Raw genomic sequence first — 16,145 nt, 5'->3', positions numbered from 1 at the left:
CGCCCTCGCCCCCTGCGCCAGCCGGCGCGCCGCCCACGCCGCCGTGAAGATGGCCCCCAGCGCCGCGAACCCGCCCAGGAACGCCACCGGCAACGTCAGGTCCCGCTGCAACGGATGGATGCGCGCGCGCACCCGCGCAGCGCCCCGGTACTCGCCCGACAGCTCCAGGTCGTCCGCCAGCGACGACAGGTTCTTCTCCAGCCGCAGCTGCAACGTGGCGATGCTCGTGATGCAGGTGATGAGCAGCGCGGACACGACGATGGCCGGCAGGAACCAGCTCTGCCGGGGCAGGAACAGCCCCTCACCGGCGGGGCGCTCGTGCGGCGCGCGGCGGAACGCCTCCAGCGTCACCGCCGCCAGCGCCTTCTCGTAGAGCATGTACATGATGGGCGCGCTGAAGAGCCCCGCGCTCATCGCCACCGCCACGCCCACCAGGATGACGCGCGGCGGCCGGTCCAGCGCCAGGCCAATGGCGCCGTTGAAGAAGATGCCGCCCAGGAACCAGCCCGCCTGTGCCTCCACGAACGTGAGCACACCCGGCAGCCGCAACAGCCGCCCCAGCCGCTCCGCGGGGCTCGCCTTCGCCTCCACCGCGTGCCGCAACAGCGCACCCACCGCGCCAATGGGCACCACCAACGCCAGCCCGCCAATGACGATGGGCGTGACGACGCCCAGCACGAACCCCGCGTGGCTCGCGTCCACGTCCAGCAGCTGCATGTCGACGTAGATGGCCGGCGCCACCGCCACCGTGACGACCAGCGTGCGCAGCAACAGCAGCTTGAAGAGCAGCGCCTGGGTCGAGGGGTGTGATGGCTGTGTCATCGGGTGACGGATCCGGTTGAACGGCTCAAGCCTGCGGGCGAAGTGCGGGTGCGTCAATGCAACGTCTTCGTCTCGCCATCCAGACTCCCGGGTCTCCGTGGATAACAGGGACGCAACGGGTGGGGAGGGCCGGGCGCGTGTCGTTTCACCGCGCGCCCCGCATTGTTCATTGCCTGACATTCCGGCCTGTCCCGGCCCGAGCAGGGCGGCCGTGCGGACGAGCCACCGTCACCTGCCGCGCGGCCATGACGTGCGCACGTTGTCCTCCTCAACGATTCACACACCGACGTCAGGAGGACGCCATGGGCGAGTGGACTGACAAGGCCAAGGGCAAGGTGAAGGAAACCGTGGGCGTGGCGACCGGCGACCGTTCGCTGGAAGCCGAAGGCAAGGCGGACACGCTCAAGGGCAAGGTCAAGGGCGTGGTCGAGGACGTGAAGCACGCCATCAAGGACAAGACCGACGAGCGTGAGGAAGTGCGCCGAGGTGACGCGGATCCGTATCAGCGCTAGCGACACACCTCACACCGCCGTTGAAACTGTTCGGGCCGCGGAAGCCATGGCTTCCCGCGGCCCGAGCTGTCTTCAGCGGTGTGTGCTCACGGCCGCATCTTTTCGCAGGGACACGCCACCTCCAGGAAGGTGGTGGACTTCCCGCTGAGCATCACCCAGAGACAGCGCAACACACAGGCTGTTCCGAACTCCCGGTAGATGAGTCCCAGGTTGGCAACCACCTCACGTCCGGTGATGACCCCTCGCATGTTCCCGCTCCCTTGCGACCTGCCGTCCGACCCGCCGCCCATGGCCTCGTGAGAGGCCGGTCAGAGCTCTTTGCAAAGGGCTGGCCGAGCCTCCGAAAGCGCCCCCATTCCCCAGGGTCCAGCGGTGAACGTCTCAAACCGTTGAATTAGCGGCCCTGAACGCACGCCTGCCCTGGAGTCCTTGAACGAAGCGGTGCGGCGCCCTGAAAACGTTACAGAAAAAGGACGCCGTCCAGAGGATGGAAGGCCTGTCCGCCTGCCCCTGCCGGAGCGTCCCGCCGGGCCACGCCGCTCGCGTGCCCCGCCGCCCGGCTGCGGACGCAGCGTCCCCGCAGAAGACGGGTGGCACATCCACCGACGGGTCTGAATGTATGTCCATGAGGGCCCGCGTGAGGCGGCAGGTCCTTCCGCGCGGTGTGTCCCAGCGGTGAGGTGGAAGGGAGTCGAGATGAGGCCAAACGTGTCTTCCAGAAGGAGCCTGCCCCTGCTGCCCGACGGCTTCCTCCGCGCACAGCGGGGGCTGCGGCGGGTGGCGGTGGGGTTGGACTTCTCCCTGCAATCCGAGTTCGCGCTCGCCCGCGCGCTGCGTCTTCCGCTCGCGCAGGGGGCGGCCTTCAGCGTGCTGCACGTGAGCCCGCGGTTGGACGGCCACACCGGCCCGGATGGAGCGGTGGACGGCGAGCAGTGCCTGCGCCGGTCGGTGACCTCCGCGGCGAAGCGGCTGCGGCAGCGGCCGGACGTGGACGTGCGCGAGGAGCTGCGCACGGGTGACGCTCCGCACGAGGCGGCGGGGCTGGCGAAGGACCAGGGCGTGGAGGTGCTGGTGGTGGGCCGGCCGCACCTGGTCCATCCGGTGAAGCCGCTGCCGGAGGACGCCATGGTGATGCGGCTGGTGCGGGAGGTGGACGCGTCCGTGCTGGTGGTGATGCCGCACCCGGGCCGCGTCTACCACCGGCCCCTCGTCGCGGTGAACTTCTCGCGGGAGTCCCGCCGCGCGCTGGAGCTGACGATGCGCCTGTGTCCGGCCTCGACCCCCATCGAGGTGCTGCACGTGGTGGACCTGCGCGACGAGGAGGAGGCCCTGCGCCTTGAGGACGCCCCCGTGACGCAGCAACTGCGGCTGCGGCAGGAGCATGAGGACGTGGCGCGAAGGGCGCTCGGACGCTTCCTCGCGCCGTACCGGGAGACGGGCCGGGCGCTGGAGATCCGCCTGCGCTTCGGAGACCCCTGCGAGTGCATCCTCGCGGAGGCCCGGGATTGCGACTCGGACCTGCTCACGCTGGGCATGTCCTCGGCGAATCCGCCCACCGCGTTGACCGAGGGCGTGCTGCGGCACTCACGCTGCGACGTGCTCATCTCGCGGCACGCCGCCCCGCCCGCCGCCCTGCCGGACGGCGGGAGCCCACCGGCTTCCTGAAAGCAGGGAAGTCCAGCGCGGCGGGTGTCGAGGCGTTATGAGGGGCGGCACCTTGCCACGCCCCTTGCCGACACCCCCGCCTTCGCTCCGGGCCCGCTTGAAGAACGCGGGCGTCCTCTTCAAGCAGCTGCCCGGCACCTTCCGCCTCTTCTGGCGGGCGAGCCCCCGGGGCGCGGTGGTGCTGGGCGTGCTCACGCTGGTGGCGGCGGTGCTGCCGGCGGGCATCGCGTGGGTGGGCAAGCTCATCGTCGACACGGTGGTGGCCGCGGCGAAGGGCGACGCGGCGGCGAGCTCGCGCGTGGTGGGGCTCGTCGCCACGGAGTTCGCGCTGATGGTGGCCTCCGCGGTGGTGGACCGGGGCCTCACGCTCACGAAGGACCTCCTGCGCGCGCACCTGGGCAACCTGCTCAACGAGCGCATCCTCCAGAAGGCGCTGGACCTGGAGCTCAAGCACTTCGAGGACTCGGACACCTACGACAAGATGCAGAACGCGCGGCGGGAGGCGAACGCGCGCCCGCTGTCGCTGGTGATGCAGGCGTTCAGCATCGTGCGCAACGTCATCACCCTGTCCACCTACGCGGTGCTGCTCGTGGCGCTGTCGCCGTGGAGCGTGGTGGTGCTGCTCGCCGCGTCCGTCCCCGCGTTCATCGCGGAGGCGCGGCTGGCGGCGGAGGGCTTCCGGCTGTACTCGTGGCGCGCGCCGGAGGGCCGCAAGCTCAACTACCTGGAGTGGATCCTCACGCGCGACAGCACCGTGAAGGAGGTGAAGCTCTTCGGGTTGGGGCCGCTGGTGCTGGGCCGCTACCGCGAGCTGTTCCAGAAGTTCTTCGCGGAGGACCGGGCGCTCGCGCGCAAGCGCATGGTGTGGGGCCTGGGCCTGGGCCTGCTGTCGCTGGCGGCCTTCTACGGCTGCTACCTGTTCGTGGCGAGCCGCGCGGCTGACGGCGGCATCTCCGTGGGTGACATGGTGCTGTACCTGGCGGTGTTCCGGCAGGGACAGGCCGCGTTCCAGGGCATCCTCACCAGCGTGGGCTCCATGTACGAGGACGCGCTCTTCATGAGCAACCTCTTCGCCTACCTGGACATCCCCACGTTGGAGAGCGCGCCGCGGGTGCTGCCCGCCGTCTCAGCGCCGCGCGGAAGGAGCAACGCCATCGAGCTGCGCGACGTGTCCTTCCGCTACGCGGGCAAGGACGCGTGGGCGCTGCGCAACGTGAACCTCACGCTCAAGCCCGGCCAGAAGCTGGCGCTGGTGGGAGAGAACGGCGCGGGGAAGAGCACGCTGGTGAAGCTGCTCCTGCGCATGTACGAGCCCACGGAGGGGCAGATTCTCTACGGCGGCGTGGACATGGCGGGGATGGACGCGGATGACCTGCGCAGCCGCTTCGGGGCGGTGTTCCAGGACTTCGTGCGCTACCAGTTCAGCGTGTCGGAGAACATCGGCCTGGGACACGTGCCCGCGCTGGAGGACCGGCCGCGCATCGAACGGGCGGCGGAGCAGGGCGGGGCGAACTCCGTCATCGCGGCCCTGCCGGCCCAGTACGACACGATGCTGGGCGGCTGGTTCGAGAAGGGCCAGGAGCTGTCCAGCGGCCAGTGGCAGAAGCTGGCGGTGTCGCGCGCCTTCATGCGCGACGACGCGGAGGTGCTCATCCTGGACGAGCCCACGGCCAGCATCGACGCGGAGGCCGAGCACGCCCTCTTCGAGCGCTTCCAGGCGCTGGCCGCGGACCGCATCGCCATCGTGATTTCGCACCGCTTCTCCACGGTGCGCATGGCGGATCAGATCGCCGTGCTCCACAACGGCACGGTGCAGGAGCTGGGCAGCCACGACGAGCTGATGGCGCTGGACGGGCGGTACGCGCACCTGTTCCGGCTGCAGGCGCGCGGCTACCGGGACTGAAGGCTCAGGCCTGGGCCTTGGCGCCGCCGGGAAGGTGGTCCCGGATGACGCCCAGGAAGTAGGGCTTGCCGTAGTACTGGCTCATCTTCCCCAGGAGCTTCCCGTTGCGGAACAGCAGGAAGGTGGGGATGCCGAACAGGCCGAAGCGGGTGGCCAGGGCCTCGTGTTCGTAGGCGTTGACCTTGACGACGCGCATGGGGGCGCCGTCCAGCTCCTTGAGGAGCTCCGGTTCGGCGGCGGCGTAGATGTCGCAGTTCGGGCAGCCGGGGCCCCAGAAGTCCACCACCACCAGCTCGTCGCGCGGTTCCATGACGAGCGAGTCGAAGGTCTCGGTCGTCGCTTCGATGCTTACGGGATGCGCCATGGCGCCCTTCCTAACGCCCGGGGGGACGGGCTTCCATCCGGGTTGCCTGGACCCGGGGCAGGCGGCCAGGAGGGATGGAGGGGGCGGGCGTGTCAGGTTGTCCAGATATGTCTACAGGGCGTCGGGTGGACGAAACCCGACATGCACACTGCTCACGGGGGCCCAAGGCGCCGTAAGGTGCGAGCCCTGGTGGCTGTCGATGTCGTGGAGGGGTCATGCACGAGTGGTTGGAGGCACTGCGCAAGTCGGCGAAGGCGACCTCGGAGGGTGTGCAGGCGGAAGAGGTCCGCCGCGCGGAGACGGAGTGCGGCGTCCCGTTCCCCGAGGACCTGGCGGACCTGTACCAGGCGCTCAACGGCGGTGAGTTCCAGGGCGAGGTGCGGCTGTTCCCGCTGCGTGGCGAGGAGGGGGCGCCCAGCGTCCTGGAGAAGACCCGGCTGATGGTGGTGGGCCTGCCCGCGGCGGGAGTGTGGCGCTTCGGGCTGAAGGGGGCGCACCGGCACCTGTTCGTCGCGCGCAAGTCCGCGATGGAGGAGCAGGGGGACGGCGGCGGGCCGCTGCCCGGCTGGGTGGACGCGCTGGACGGGGACACCTGGGTCTTCGGCACCTGGGACGGCGAGAAGAAGGAGATGCGGCTGTACCGCGCGCTCAAGGACATGCTCGAGGTGCTGATTCCGCCCGTGGAAGAGGTGGAGAGCTTCGGGGAGCGGACCTTCGCGCGCGCCATGAACGCCGTGCTCCAGGGCGCGCTGTCCGGTGCGGCCGCGCAGGCGGCGGAGGACGAGGAGGCGCACGCTGGCCGTGGCGGCGACTACTCGAGCGCCCTGGCCGCCCTGGCCCGTGACGCGGGCGAGGACGAGGAGGAGGAACTCGAAGCCGCGGAGGCCGCCGACGAGTTCGAAGCCGGGGAGGCCGAGGACGAGGAGGCCGAGGTGTCCAGCGAGGAGGAGCTGGAGGAGGAGCTGGAGGAGGAACTGGCCGAGGACACCGGTGAGGAGGAGGCCGAAGCCTCCGACGAGGAGGCTCCCGAGCAGGAGGAGTTGTTCGAGGAGCCCGAGCCCAAGCGCCCCGCCGTGAAGAAGGCCCGACGCGAGAAGGCCGCCGCGGAGGTGCCGTCCGAGTCCGCCCGGAAGAGCACGCGCAAGGGGGCCGCGAAGAAGGCCGAAGCCTCCGAAGCGGAGGCCCCGAGCGAAGCCGGCTCCACCAGGGCAGGAGCGCGAAAGGCGGCCAGCAAGAAGGGCGCCGCGAAGAAGGCCGCTCCCGCGCGTGGAGCCGCCAAGAAGGCCACGGGCAAGGCCGCCGCGAAGAAGGGTGCTCAGACGCGCGGCGCCACCGCGAAGAAGTCCGCTGCGAAGAAGGGTGCCACCGCGAAGAAGGGTGCTCAGACGCGCGGCGCCGCCGCGAAGAAGGGCGCCACCGCGAAGAAGTCCGCTGCGAAGGGCGCGGCCCAGAAGCGCGGCGCCGCCGCGAAGAAGTCCGCTGCGAAGGGGGCCACCGCGAAGGGCGCGGCCCAGAAGCGCGGCGCCGTCGCGAAGAAGGGTGCCACCCCCAGGAAGGGCGCGGTCACGAAGAAGGCCGCCGCCAAGAAGGGCGCATCCACGCGCGGGGCCGCGAAGAAGGCCACGGGCAAGGCCGCCGCGAAGAAGTCCTCGCGCCGTAGGTCCTGAGTCGCACGGGGCCTCCCTCGAGGCCCCACCTGAAAACAAGGGGCGCGTCCCATGTCCGGGGACGCGCCCTGTTTTTACACCGCAACAGCCTGCTGGACCCGGCTACCCCTCGGGCAGCAGGTCCGGCGACTGGGCGCGCGGTCCGGGTTCGTCAGGCTGCGCGGTCAACTCGCGCTCCTCTTCCTCTTCATCGCCCCGGCCGAAGCGCTGGATCTGATCCGGCAGGATGTCCCGCGCATCCGCCTCCTCCTCCATGGGCGGCGACAGCGCCAGGTCCTGGTCCGAGATGTTGATCTCGTCCTCTCCGGTGTCCGGGTTCCGATGGCGCAGCGAGGTGGACTCGCCCACATCCTCGTCTCCGAGCTTGTTGAACTTCATGGGGTCTCCTCGACAGGGACGGTTGAGAAAAGCTTCCGTGTCCCCACGAAAATGGGCCCCCCGGACGGGAGCGGCAATGGACGCCGCCCGCCTGCCTGGCGGGCCCGGCCCCCCGTCAGCGAGGAGCCGTCGGCGGCTGGCCGTCAGTGCTGCCGGGCTTCACCTCCAGCAGCACCATCCCCAGCGCCAGCACCCGGGAGAGCGTCTCGCGCACCGTGTAGCGCCAGGGAGTCGCCCGCCCCTCGTCCGCCGCCACGCCCCACGCGTCGATGCCCACCGAGTTGGCGATGAAGAGCGCCCGCGACAGGTGGAAGCGCTGCGTGACGAGCACCGCCCGGTTCGCGCCGAACACCGAGTGCGCCCGCAGGCAGCTGTCGTAGGTGGACAGCCCCGCCTCGTCCCCCACCACCGCGTCCTCCGGCACCCCGTGCTCCAGCAGGTAGCGCCGCATGGCCCGCGTCTCGTTGTGGAAGGGCGCGGAGTTGTCCCCGCTCACCAGCAGCGACCGCACCTTGCCCTGCCGCCAGAGCGCGATGGCCGCGTCCAGCCGCTGCGCCAGCACCGGCGACGGCACCGCGCCCGGCGCCAGCCCCGCCCCGAACACCAGGGCCACGGGGGCCTCCGGCGCGACCGCCAGCGGCACGATGCGGCCCTGGTAGCGCAGGCGCACGAAGTGGGACAGACCCAGCAGGACGGCCAGGGCCAGCCCGAGCAGCCCCAGGCCCCTGCGTACCCACACCCTGGTCGTGCCGCCAGCCTTCATGGACCCCGCGGAACAGTCGGAAGGGGCCATTCTCTTCCGGCGCCCCCCGCTCGGAAAGCACCACCCGCGGTCCTCTGCCGGGAACTGGTCACGCCCGCCCGGCCCCCTGACGGCTGTGGCGGCGGGCTTTGGAGGCCGGCAGGGGGGCTACGTCCGGGCACCCCGCCGTTGACCGGCCCCCGCCCCGCCTATATAGGGGGCCCGCCGTCCCTCATGGCCAGCCCGGGCTGTCACGGGGCGCGCGCCGCACGTCTCAGAGGAGTTTCCGGTCCATGGCGTCCCTTCGCGACATCCGCAAGCGCATCCGCTCGGTGAAGAACACGCGGCAGATCACCAAGGCCATGAAGATGGTCTCCGCCGCGAAGCTCCGGAAGGCGCAGGACGCCATCCTCGCCGCCCGCCCGTACGCGCAGACGCTGGAGCAGATCATCTCCGAGCTGGCCGTGCGCTCCGCCGACCAGGAGCTGGCGCACCCGCTGCTCGCCACCCGCCCCATCCGCCGCGTGGAGCTGCTGCTCCTCACGTCCGACCGCGGCCTCGCCGGCGGCTTCAACTCCAACGTCATCCGCCGCGCCAACCGCTACCTGTACGAGAACAGCAACCTCCAGGTGCGCGTCTCCACGGTGGGCCGCAAGGGCAACGACTTCTTCCGCAACCGCGGCCAGTCCATCCGCAAGGACTTCGCCGGCCTGTACGCGACGCTGAACTACCGCTCCGCCGCCAACGTCGCGGAAGAGCTGGCCGCCGCCTTCCTCAACGACGAGGTCGACGCGGTCTACGTCGTCTACAACGAGTTCGTCTCCGCCATCACCCAGAACGTGGTCGTGTCGCAGCTGCTGCCGCTGCAGCCCGCCACGGCGAAGGCCGCCGCCACGCCCACCCCGGAGACCGTGGCCGCCGCGCCCGCCCTGGTGGACTTCAAGTACGAGCCGTCCCGCCAGGCCGTGCTGGACCGGCTGGTGCCCCAGGCGGTGAACATCAAGCTGTACCGGGCGCTGCTGGAGAGCGTGGCCAGCGAGCAGGGCGCGCGCATGAGCGCCATGGAGAACGCCACCAACAACGCCACGGACATGATCTCCAGCTACACCCTGCTCTACAACCGCACCCGCCAGGCGGTCATCACCAAGGAGCTCATGGAGATCGTCTCCGGCGCCGAGGCCCTCAAGTAGCCCGCCTCCCACCCGGCCGTCCCCCGGCTTCAGACTCAAGGGCCCGATGCTTCGCGCTCCCACGAGCGCTTGGCAGCACGGGCCCTTCGTGTTTCCAGACCCCCACTCAGGCCCCCCACCGGGCAGGCGGGGCAGAGGGACACGGCAAGGGACTGGCGTACGGGACACCGCTCCGCTAAGCGGGACTTACGTGCGCGGACCCGGGAGGCTTGACCCTGCCGGGCACCCCCCGGTAAAGGGGGCCCGCCCACACCCCTCTTCGGGGTTCGATTTCCTGACGGGCGGCGGCGCCCCGGCCGCTCGCCACACGAGACAAGGCAGAGGAGTCCCATGAGCGCTCAAGTCCCGACGACTGGCAAGATCACGCAGGTTCTCGGCCCCGTGGTCGACGTGGAGTTCCCGCCCGGCGGGCTCCCTGAGGTGTACGCCGCCCTCAAGCTGACCAACCCCAACCTGGGCGCGGAGAAGGACAACCTCACCATCGAGGTGGCGCAGCACCTGGGCGAGAACACCGTGCGCTGCATCGCCATGGACTCCACCGAGGGCCTGGGCCGCGGCATGCCGGTGCGCAGCACGGGCGCCCCCATCCAGGTGCCGGTGGGCAAGGCCACCCTGGGCCGCATCATGAACGTCACCGGCGAGCCGGTGGACGAAATGGGCCCGGTGAACGCCACCGAGTACTGGCCCATCCACCGCGCCCCCCCTCCGTTCACGGAGCAGGACGTGCGCGTGCAGATGTTCGAGACCGGCATCAAGGTCATCGACCTGCTCGCCCCCTACACCCGTGGCGGCAAGATCGGCCTGTTCGGCGGCGCCGGCGTGGGCAAGACGGTGCTCCTGCAGGAGCTCATCCGCAACGTGGCCGTGGAGCGCGGCGGCTTCTCCGTGTTCGCCGGCGTCGGTGAGCGCACCCGCGAAGGCAACGACCTGTACCACGAGATGCAGGAGACCAAGGTCATCCAGACCGACAACCTGGAGAAGAGCCAGGCGGTCCTCGTGTACGGCCAGATGAACGAGCCGCCCGGCGCCCGCGCCCGCGTGGCCCTCTCCGCGCTGACCATGGCGGAGTACTTCCGCGACGTGGAGGGCCGTGACGTGCTCCTCTTCGTGGACAACATCTTCCGCTTCACCCAGGCCGGCTCGGAAGTGTCCGCCCTCCTGGGCCGCATCCCCAGCGCGGTGGGTTACCAGCCCACGCTCGCCACGGAGATGGGCGGCCTGCAGGAGCGCATCACCTCCACCACCAAGGGCTCCATCACCTCCGTGCAGGCCATCTACGTGCCCGCGGACGACCTGACGGACCCGGCCCCCGCGACCGCGTTCGCCCACCTGGACGCGACCACGGTGCTCAGCCGCTCCATCGCGGAGCTCGCCATCTTCCCCGCCGTGGACGCGCTGGACTCCACCAGCCGCATCCTGTCCGCGGACGTGCTGGGCGCCGAGCACTACTCCGTGGCCCGCCGCGTCCAGGGTGTCCTGCAGCGCTACAAGGAGCTCCAGGACATCATCGCCATCCTCGGCATGGACGAGCTGTCCGAAGAGGACAAGCTGTCCGTGGCGCGCGCCCGGAAGATCCAGCGCTTCCTGTCCCAGCCGTTCTTCGTCGCCAAGGTCTTCACGGGCCTGGACGGCCGCTACGTGAAGCTCCAGGACACCATCCGCAGCTTCAAGGAGATCGTGGACGGCAAGCACGACGACCTCCCGGAGTCCGCCTTCTACATGGTGGGCACCATCGAAGAGGCGCGGGAGAAGGCCAGCAGGCTGGCGGCGGCGTAAGGTAAAGCTCCCATGCGCCTGACCGTCGCGCTCGCCTTGCTCGTCTGTGGTGCCGCGCCTTCCGCCCTGGCGGGGGAGCGCGGCAGCCGGGCTCGGGTGAGCGCGAACGGCCTCTACAGCGTCCGCTCGGTGGACGTGGGCGTGGGGAAGTGCCGGCTGGAGGTGCTCAAGGAGAGCGGGCCCCTCTGGTCGGCGGACGTGTGCGTGGGGACGGTGGACGACCTCTACTTCGCGTCCAACGACGGGGAGAAGGTCTGGGTGCTCTACCCGCTGGTGGAGAAGGGCAAGCCGCTCCCCAGCAAGGGCAAGAAGAAGCCGAAGGGCCAGAGCCTGGCGTGGGCGCGGGTGATGGTGGCGGCCCAGTTCGACCGCACCGGGCAGAAGCTCCAGGAGCGGCGGCTGACGGAGCTGATGACGACGAAGCAGCTTCCGGAAGTGCGGCAGCTGGCCCACCACCTCAAGTGGCTGGAGGGCACGCTGGGCATCCCGGGCAAGGGCCCCCGCCTGACGGACGCCGGGGTGTTGGAGTTCGAGCCGGTGGGCGCGCAGACCCAGCGGCTGACTTTCTGATGCGGTAGTGCGGTAGCACGAGGACCTTCATGGCCAAGCTGACTGTCGAGATCGTCACCCCCGAGAAGCGCATCCTGTCCGTGCAGGCCGACGAGGCCATCGTGCCGGGCGGAGAGGGCCTGTTCGGCGTGCGTCCCGGCCACACGCCGTTCCTGTCGCTGGTGGAGCCGGGCACGCTCACCCTCATCGAGGCGGGCAAGCAGGACCGCTACTTCGTGGCGGGCGGCTTCGTGGAGGTGAGCAACGACAAGGTGCTGGTGCTGGCGGACGCCGCCGAGCACGTCAACGGCATCGACGTCGCGGGTGCCCGCCGCCGCATGGAAGAGGCCCAGGCGCGCCTCAAGGACCTGAACGCCGCGGACGCGCGCTACGCGCTGGAGCAGGCCGCGGTGCGCCGCGAGGCCGCGCGTATCAGCGCCTCCGAGTCCCGCTAGGGATTCACCCGCGAGCCCCTTCCCGGGCGCGCGTGCAGCACCGGAAGGGTGGTGCTCCGAATCCCCCAAGGACGTGGGGGCCGGCGCCCCACCCTTTTCGCGTTCCGGGGCTCGGACGGCGCATGATGCGGCTCAAGTCATGAGCACGCCCGAGTCGCCCGTCCTGGAGCTGTTCCACCGCATCGCGGATCCTCCGTCCGCCACCGCGCGCCGCTTCGTCACGGACCACGCGCTGGAGGACCGGGTGCGCTTCCGCAACCTCACCTACGAAGAGGTGGAGAAGGACTGGCGCGAGCGCGGCGGCCATACGTCCCCCGCGCTGTGGGACGGCACGCGGCTGCACCAGGGCGCGGAGGCCGTGGTGGCGCGCTTGATGGCGGTGGTGAACCTGGGCCGCGACGACGCGTGATCCGCGTGGACGAAGTGAAGTCGCGCGCGTCAAGGTGAACACCTGAGCCCGTGGGCAGCGCACGCGCACGGCGCCTTGCGCACCCACGCGCGGCCACCCGTGCGTCCCTTTCGGTCCATGCGCAGCATTCGAAGTTGGACATGCACGCGTGCTCGCGCGTTTCAACAGGCCCGCCTGCTTGCTGAAACGCAGCGGGATGCGATAGCTACCGCGCCCCCGGTTGCGCCGTGGTGACGGCAGAGGAGGCGGACAGTGGCGACGCGCGTGGTGCAATCCAGCGGGACCTTTCTTGTCCAGCGCTCCACCGCACCCGCTCCGTGCACGTCAAGGCCCCATGATCGATCCGCCATCACGTCGCGCGCCCTCGCAGCGTTCATCTCGGTGCTCGTCCTTGGCTGAGGCTCGGGTAATCTCCGCCCCTCCGATGCCGCTGACTCCCGCAGACCGCCAGGACAGGTTCCATGCGGCATTTCTCGGGCTCGCCATTGGGGATGCGCTCGGCTTTCCGCTGAGGGGCATCCCCCCGGCGAGCCTGGCGCGGCTGCCCGGCCTGGCGGAGGACTTCGCGCCCCGGCCGCGCGGCAAGTTCGCCAAGGGCCAGTTCAGCGACGACACGCAGCTCCTGCTCGCGGCCGCGGAGAGCGTCATCCGCGAGGGCAAGGTGGACGGCCGCAGCGCGGCGCTGCACCTGGCGTGGCTGTGGCAGGAGGGCATCATCCTCCAGCCGCCGCGCAGCCTGTCGGAATCGCTGCAGCGGCTGGCCAGCGGCACGCCGTGGATGAGCGCGGGGGCTCCGCTCGGCACGAAGTGCCCGTCGGTGCTCAGCCGCGCGCTGGTGGTGGGGCTCTTCGAAAGCGGCCAGCGAGCGCGCCTGCCGCACGACGCGGGCGTGCTCACCGTCATCACGCACAAGGACCCCGTCTGCGCCGCCGCCGCGGCCGCGTTCGCGCAGGCCGTGGCGCTGGGCATGGAGCAGGAGGCCCTCACGCCCGCGGCCTTCTGCGAGGCCCTGGCGCTGTCCGCCGCCGTGCACGACAAGAACCTGGCGGAGGAGATCCGCCACCTGCCGCGCCTGCTGACGTGGGACACCCAGCGCGCGCTCAACCAGCTGCGCAAGGTGGGCGTGCCCCCCAGCGAGCTGAAGGGCGTGGACGGTCTGCCGTGCCACGTGGTGCCGGTGCTGCTCACGTCGCTGTACGCGACGCTGAAGGTGCCGCACGACTTCCGCGAGGCCGTGGTCCTCACGCTGCGCTGCGGCGGCGAGGCGGACGTGGCCGCGGCCCTCACCGGCGCCCTGCTGGGCGCGCACCTGGGCACCCGCGCCATCCCGGCCCGCCTGCGCAAGCAGGTGCTGTACGCGGAGAACCTGCTGGACACCTCGGACCGCCTGTTCCGGGCCCGCCAGGTGCGCGAGACGCTGGCCACGGCCATCGCGCATCAGAAGACCCGCCGCTAGCCGCCAGCCCCGCCCCGCTCCGCCCGGAAGGGTGGGGGCACCAGGCAGGCAGCCGGACGTGGATGGGGTGTGCGGCGGGACTTCTCCCACACACCCTTCCTGACCACCTTGAGGGACAGACCCGGGACAGCCGGGACGCCAGGCAGGCGTCCAGCGGTGATGCCCTGGAAGTCATCCTGTCGGAGGCACGGTCGTGGATCTCGAATCAGAACGCCTGGAGCGCAGCCAGCTGGAGACGCTCTCCACCCCCGAACTCATCCGGCACGCGCTGTCGGAAACCCGCCTGTTGGTGAAGGCGGAGGTGATGCACGCCAAGAAGGAGCTGAAGCAGGAGCTGCAGGCGGCCAAGCTGGCGGGCATCTTCCTGGGCGCCGGGGCCGTGCTGGCCCTCACGTCCCTGGCCGTGCTCTTCGTCGCGCTGGGCCTGGCGCTGCCCCTGGGAGCCGCCGTGGGCGTGCTCATCGTGGGCGTGGTGCTGCTGGCCGTGGCCGGCCTCCTCCTGTTCCTGGGCACGAAGCGGATTCCCAAGAAGCCGCTGGTCCACACCCAGGAACGCTTGAAGACGGACCTCCAGATGACCCGGGAGACGCTGCAATGAGCCAGGCACCCGAGACCGAAGCGCACGCCGACCACGCCATCACCAGGCGCATGGGGGACCGCGAGCAGGTGGAGCAGACCGCGGACCGCATCCGCGACGAGCTGCTGCTCACCCTGGAGGAGCTGGACCGCCGGCGCACCCGCGCCACGGACGTGCGCTACCACGTCAACCAGAACAAGGACCTGCTCATGACCGTGGGCGCCGCCGCCCTGGTGGCGGTGGGCCTGGGTGTGGGGTTCGCCATCTACCGAGCCCGCCACCACGACGAGCGCGTGCGCCGCCAGCGCCGCAGGGCCCTGGAGCGCGCCTGGGCCCACCCGGACCGCGTGGCCACCAGCATCGAGGACAAGCCGCTGGGCGCGGAGCTGGGCCGCAAGGTGGTGATGATCTTCGCCACGTCGCTCGCCACCGCCGTGGCCCGCAACTCCATCCAGACCCTGGTGCCCTCGCGGGCCATTACCAAGGTGCCTGCGGACAAGGATAAGAAATCCTGAATGCGTAAAATGCGCGCATAAAGCAGACTGATGTCCATGACGGACCTGCTCTATGCGCGCGCGCAGATGGGGCTCTCGCTCGCGTTCCACATCGTGTTCGCGGCGGCCGGCGTGGCGTTGCCGGTGCTGATGGTGTTGAGCGACCTGAAGCACCGGCGCACGGGGGACGCGGACTACCGGAAGCTCAGCGAGAAGCTGGCCAAGGGCACCGCCATCCTGTTCGCGGTGGGCGCGGTGAGCGGGACGGTGCTCTCGTTCGAGCTGGGCCTGCTGTGGCCGGAGTTCATGGGCCGCTATGGCGAAGTGATTGGCCTGCCCTTCAGCCTGGAGGGCGTGGCCTTCTTCACCGAGGCCATCTTCCTGGGCATCTACCTGTACGGCCGCGAGCGCGTGTCGCCGGGCCTGCACCTGTTCAGCGGCGTGATGGTGGCGGTGAGCGGCGCGGCGAGCGCGTTCTTCGTCACGCTGGTGAACACGTTCATGAACAACCCGTCCGGCTTCACGCCCACGCCGTCGGGGCCCACGGACGTGCAGCCGCTGGTGGCCATGTTCAGCCCTGGCTGGCAGTACCAGACGGCGCACGTGCTGCTGTCCTGCTATCAGGCCAGCGCGTTCGCGATGGCGGGCATCCACGCCTTCATCCTCCTGAAGCACCCGGGCGCTGGGTTCCACCGGAAGGCGCTGTCCATCGCGCTGCCGCTCGCGTGTGTCACCGCGCTCGCGCAGCCGCTGGTGGGGGACCTGTCCGCGAAGCACGTGGCGCGCGAGCAGCCGGTGAAGCTGGCCGCGATGGAGGCGCACTTCGACACGGAGGCGGGCGCGCCCCTGCGGGTGGGCGGATGGCCGGACGTGGAGACGGGCACCGTAGCGGGCTCCATCGACCTGCCGAAGGGGCTCTCCATCCTGGCGTTCGCGGATCCAGACGCGGAGGTGAAGGGGCTGAACGAGTTCCCTCGCGACGTCTGGCCGCCGGTGGCCAAGGTCCACATGGCCTTCCAGGTGATGGTGGGCACGGGCACCCTGATGGCGCTGCTGGCGCTGGCCACGCTGTGGCGCCGGTGGCGCGGCCGCGAGTGGCCGCACGGCAAGGGGATGATGCGCGCGTGGCTCTGGGCGGGGCCGCTGGGGCTGGTGGCGCTGGAGGCGGGGTGGCTCGTCACGGAGT

At 70.6% G+C, this 16,145-nt stretch carries 17 protein-coding genes and 1 pseudogene; 13 read left to right on the top strand and 5 right to left on the bottom strand.

What is annotated here, in order from left to right; genetic code table 11:
* A pseudogene (locus D7Y21_RS33780) lies at positions 1-822 on the bottom strand (methyl-accepting chemotaxis protein); the annotation flags it as partial.
* Between the two features lie 302 nt (positions 823-1,124).
* On the opposite strand from D7Y21_RS33780, the gene D7Y21_RS33775 reads away from it, so the two are divergent.
* Positions 1,125-1,334 (top strand): CsbD family protein, encoded by a 210-nt coding sequence (locus tag D7Y21_RS33775; protein ID WP_014400294.1) that lies wholly within the window; start codon positions 1,125-1,127, stop codon positions 1,332-1,334.
* An 86-nt stretch (positions 1,335-1,420) separates the two neighbouring features.
* On the opposite strand, the gene D7Y21_RS42415 is transcribed toward D7Y21_RS33775, so the two are convergent.
* Positions 1,421-1,582, bottom strand: a complete 162-nt coding sequence (locus D7Y21_RS42415; protein WP_199724136.1) for a hypothetical protein — start codon at positions 1,580-1,582, stop codon at positions 1,421-1,423.
* 460 nt (positions 1,583-2,042) lie between these two features.
* Between D7Y21_RS42415 and D7Y21_RS33765 the strand changes: the two genes are divergently transcribed.
* Together D7Y21_RS33765 and D7Y21_RS33760 are read left to right on the top strand one after the other, a co-directional pair.
* Positions 2,043-2,999, top strand: a complete 957-nt coding sequence (locus D7Y21_RS33765; RefSeq protein ID WP_233612381.1) for a universal stress protein — start codon at positions 2,043-2,045, stop codon at positions 2,997-2,999.
* Positions 3,000-3,036: 37 nt separating this feature from the next.
* Entirely contained in the window at positions 3,037-4,902 is a 1,866-nt protein-coding gene (locus D7Y21_RS33760) for an ABC transporter ATP-binding protein (protein WP_120560920.1), read from the top strand.
* A 4-nt stretch (positions 4,903-4,906) separates the two neighbouring features.
* Here D7Y21_RS33760 and D7Y21_RS33755 read toward each other — a convergent pair whose 3' ends face one another.
* Positions 4,907-5,266, bottom strand: coding sequence for a co-chaperone YbbN (locus D7Y21_RS33755; RefSeq protein ID WP_014400290.1), 360 nt, complete (start codon positions 5,264-5,266; stop codon positions 4,907-4,909).
* A gap of 215 nt (positions 5,267-5,481) precedes the next feature.
* Here D7Y21_RS33755 and D7Y21_RS33750 point away from each other — a divergent pair, with 215 nt between their 5' ends.
* Positions 5,482-6,933, top strand: coding sequence for an SMI1/KNR4 family protein (locus D7Y21_RS33750; protein ID WP_121717865.1), 1,452 nt, complete (start codon positions 5,482-5,484; stop codon positions 6,931-6,933).
* A 102-nt stretch (positions 6,934-7,035) separates the two neighbouring features.
* Here D7Y21_RS33750 and D7Y21_RS33745 read toward each other — a convergent pair whose 3' ends face one another.
* Both D7Y21_RS33745 and D7Y21_RS33740 read right to left on the bottom strand, forming a co-directional pair.
* Positions 7,036-7,311, bottom strand: coding sequence for a hypothetical protein (locus tag D7Y21_RS33745; RefSeq protein WP_120560922.1), 276 nt, complete (start codon positions 7,309-7,311; stop codon positions 7,036-7,038).
* Positions 7,312-7,426: 115 nt separating this feature from the next.
* Entirely contained in the window at positions 7,427-8,074 is a 648-nt protein-coding gene (locus D7Y21_RS33740; RefSeq protein WP_169822710.1) for a vancomycin high temperature exclusion protein, read from the bottom strand.
* A gap of 272 nt (positions 8,075-8,346) precedes the next feature.
* On the opposite strand from D7Y21_RS33740, the gene atpG reads away from it, so the two are divergent.
* The 9 genes from atpG to D7Y21_RS33695 form a co-directional block, all read left to right on the top strand.
* Entirely contained in the window at positions 8,347-9,243 is an 897-nt protein-coding gene (gene atpG, locus D7Y21_RS33735; protein WP_120560924.1) for an ATP synthase F1 subunit gamma, read from the top strand.
* A gap of 330 nt (positions 9,244-9,573) precedes the next feature.
* Entirely contained in the window at positions 9,574-11,019 is a 1,446-nt protein-coding gene (gene atpD / locus D7Y21_RS33730) for a F0F1 ATP synthase subunit beta (protein ID WP_120560925.1), read from the top strand.
* A 12-nt stretch (positions 11,020-11,031) separates the two neighbouring features.
* On the top strand, positions 11,032-11,589 hold the full coding sequence (locus tag D7Y21_RS33725; protein ID WP_120560926.1) for a hypothetical protein: 558 nt from the start codon (positions 11,032-11,034) through the stop codon (positions 11,587-11,589).
* Between the two features lie 29 nt (positions 11,590-11,618).
* The gene (locus D7Y21_RS33720; protein ID WP_120560927.1) at positions 11,619-12,023 is read left to right on the top strand and encodes a F0F1 ATP synthase subunit epsilon; all 405 of its coding nucleotides are present in this window, start codon (positions 11,619-11,621) and stop codon (positions 12,021-12,023) included.
* A gap of 139 nt (positions 12,024-12,162) precedes the next feature.
* A complete protein-coding gene (locus tag D7Y21_RS33715; protein ID WP_120560928.1) occupies positions 12,163-12,432 on the top strand; it encodes a hypothetical protein in 270 nt (89 codons plus the stop codon).
* A 424-nt stretch (positions 12,433-12,856) separates the two neighbouring features.
* Positions 12,857-13,888 carry an ADP-ribosylglycohydrolase family protein gene (locus D7Y21_RS33710; protein WP_120560929.1) on the top strand — a complete coding sequence of 344 codons (1,032 nt, stop codon included), beginning with the start codon at positions 12,857-12,859 and terminating at the stop codon, positions 13,886-13,888.
* A gap of 193 nt (positions 13,889-14,081) precedes the next feature.
* Positions 14,082-14,486 carry a phage holin family protein gene (locus tag D7Y21_RS33705; RefSeq protein ID WP_120560930.1) on the top strand — a complete coding sequence of 135 codons (405 nt, stop codon included), beginning with the start codon at positions 14,082-14,084 and terminating at the stop codon, positions 14,484-14,486.
* Complete coding sequence (locus D7Y21_RS33700; protein WP_120560931.1) at positions 14,483-14,980, top strand: hypothetical protein; 498 nt, start codon at positions 14,483-14,485, stop codon at positions 14,978-14,980. Before D7Y21_RS33705 ends, D7Y21_RS33700 begins: the two co-directional genes overlap by 4 nt.
* Before the next feature lie 36 nt (positions 14,981-15,016).
* A partial coding sequence (locus tag D7Y21_RS33695; protein WP_233612382.1) for a cytochrome ubiquinol oxidase subunit I occupies positions 15,017-16,145 on the top strand: 1,129 nt, incomplete at its 3' end.

The organism is Corallococcus sp. AB045, from assembly GCF_003668895.1.
GTDB lineage: Bacteria > Myxococcota > Myxococcia > Myxococcales > Myxococcaceae > Corallococcus > Corallococcus coralloides.
This window is presented reverse-complemented; position numbering and strand designations above follow the sequence as displayed.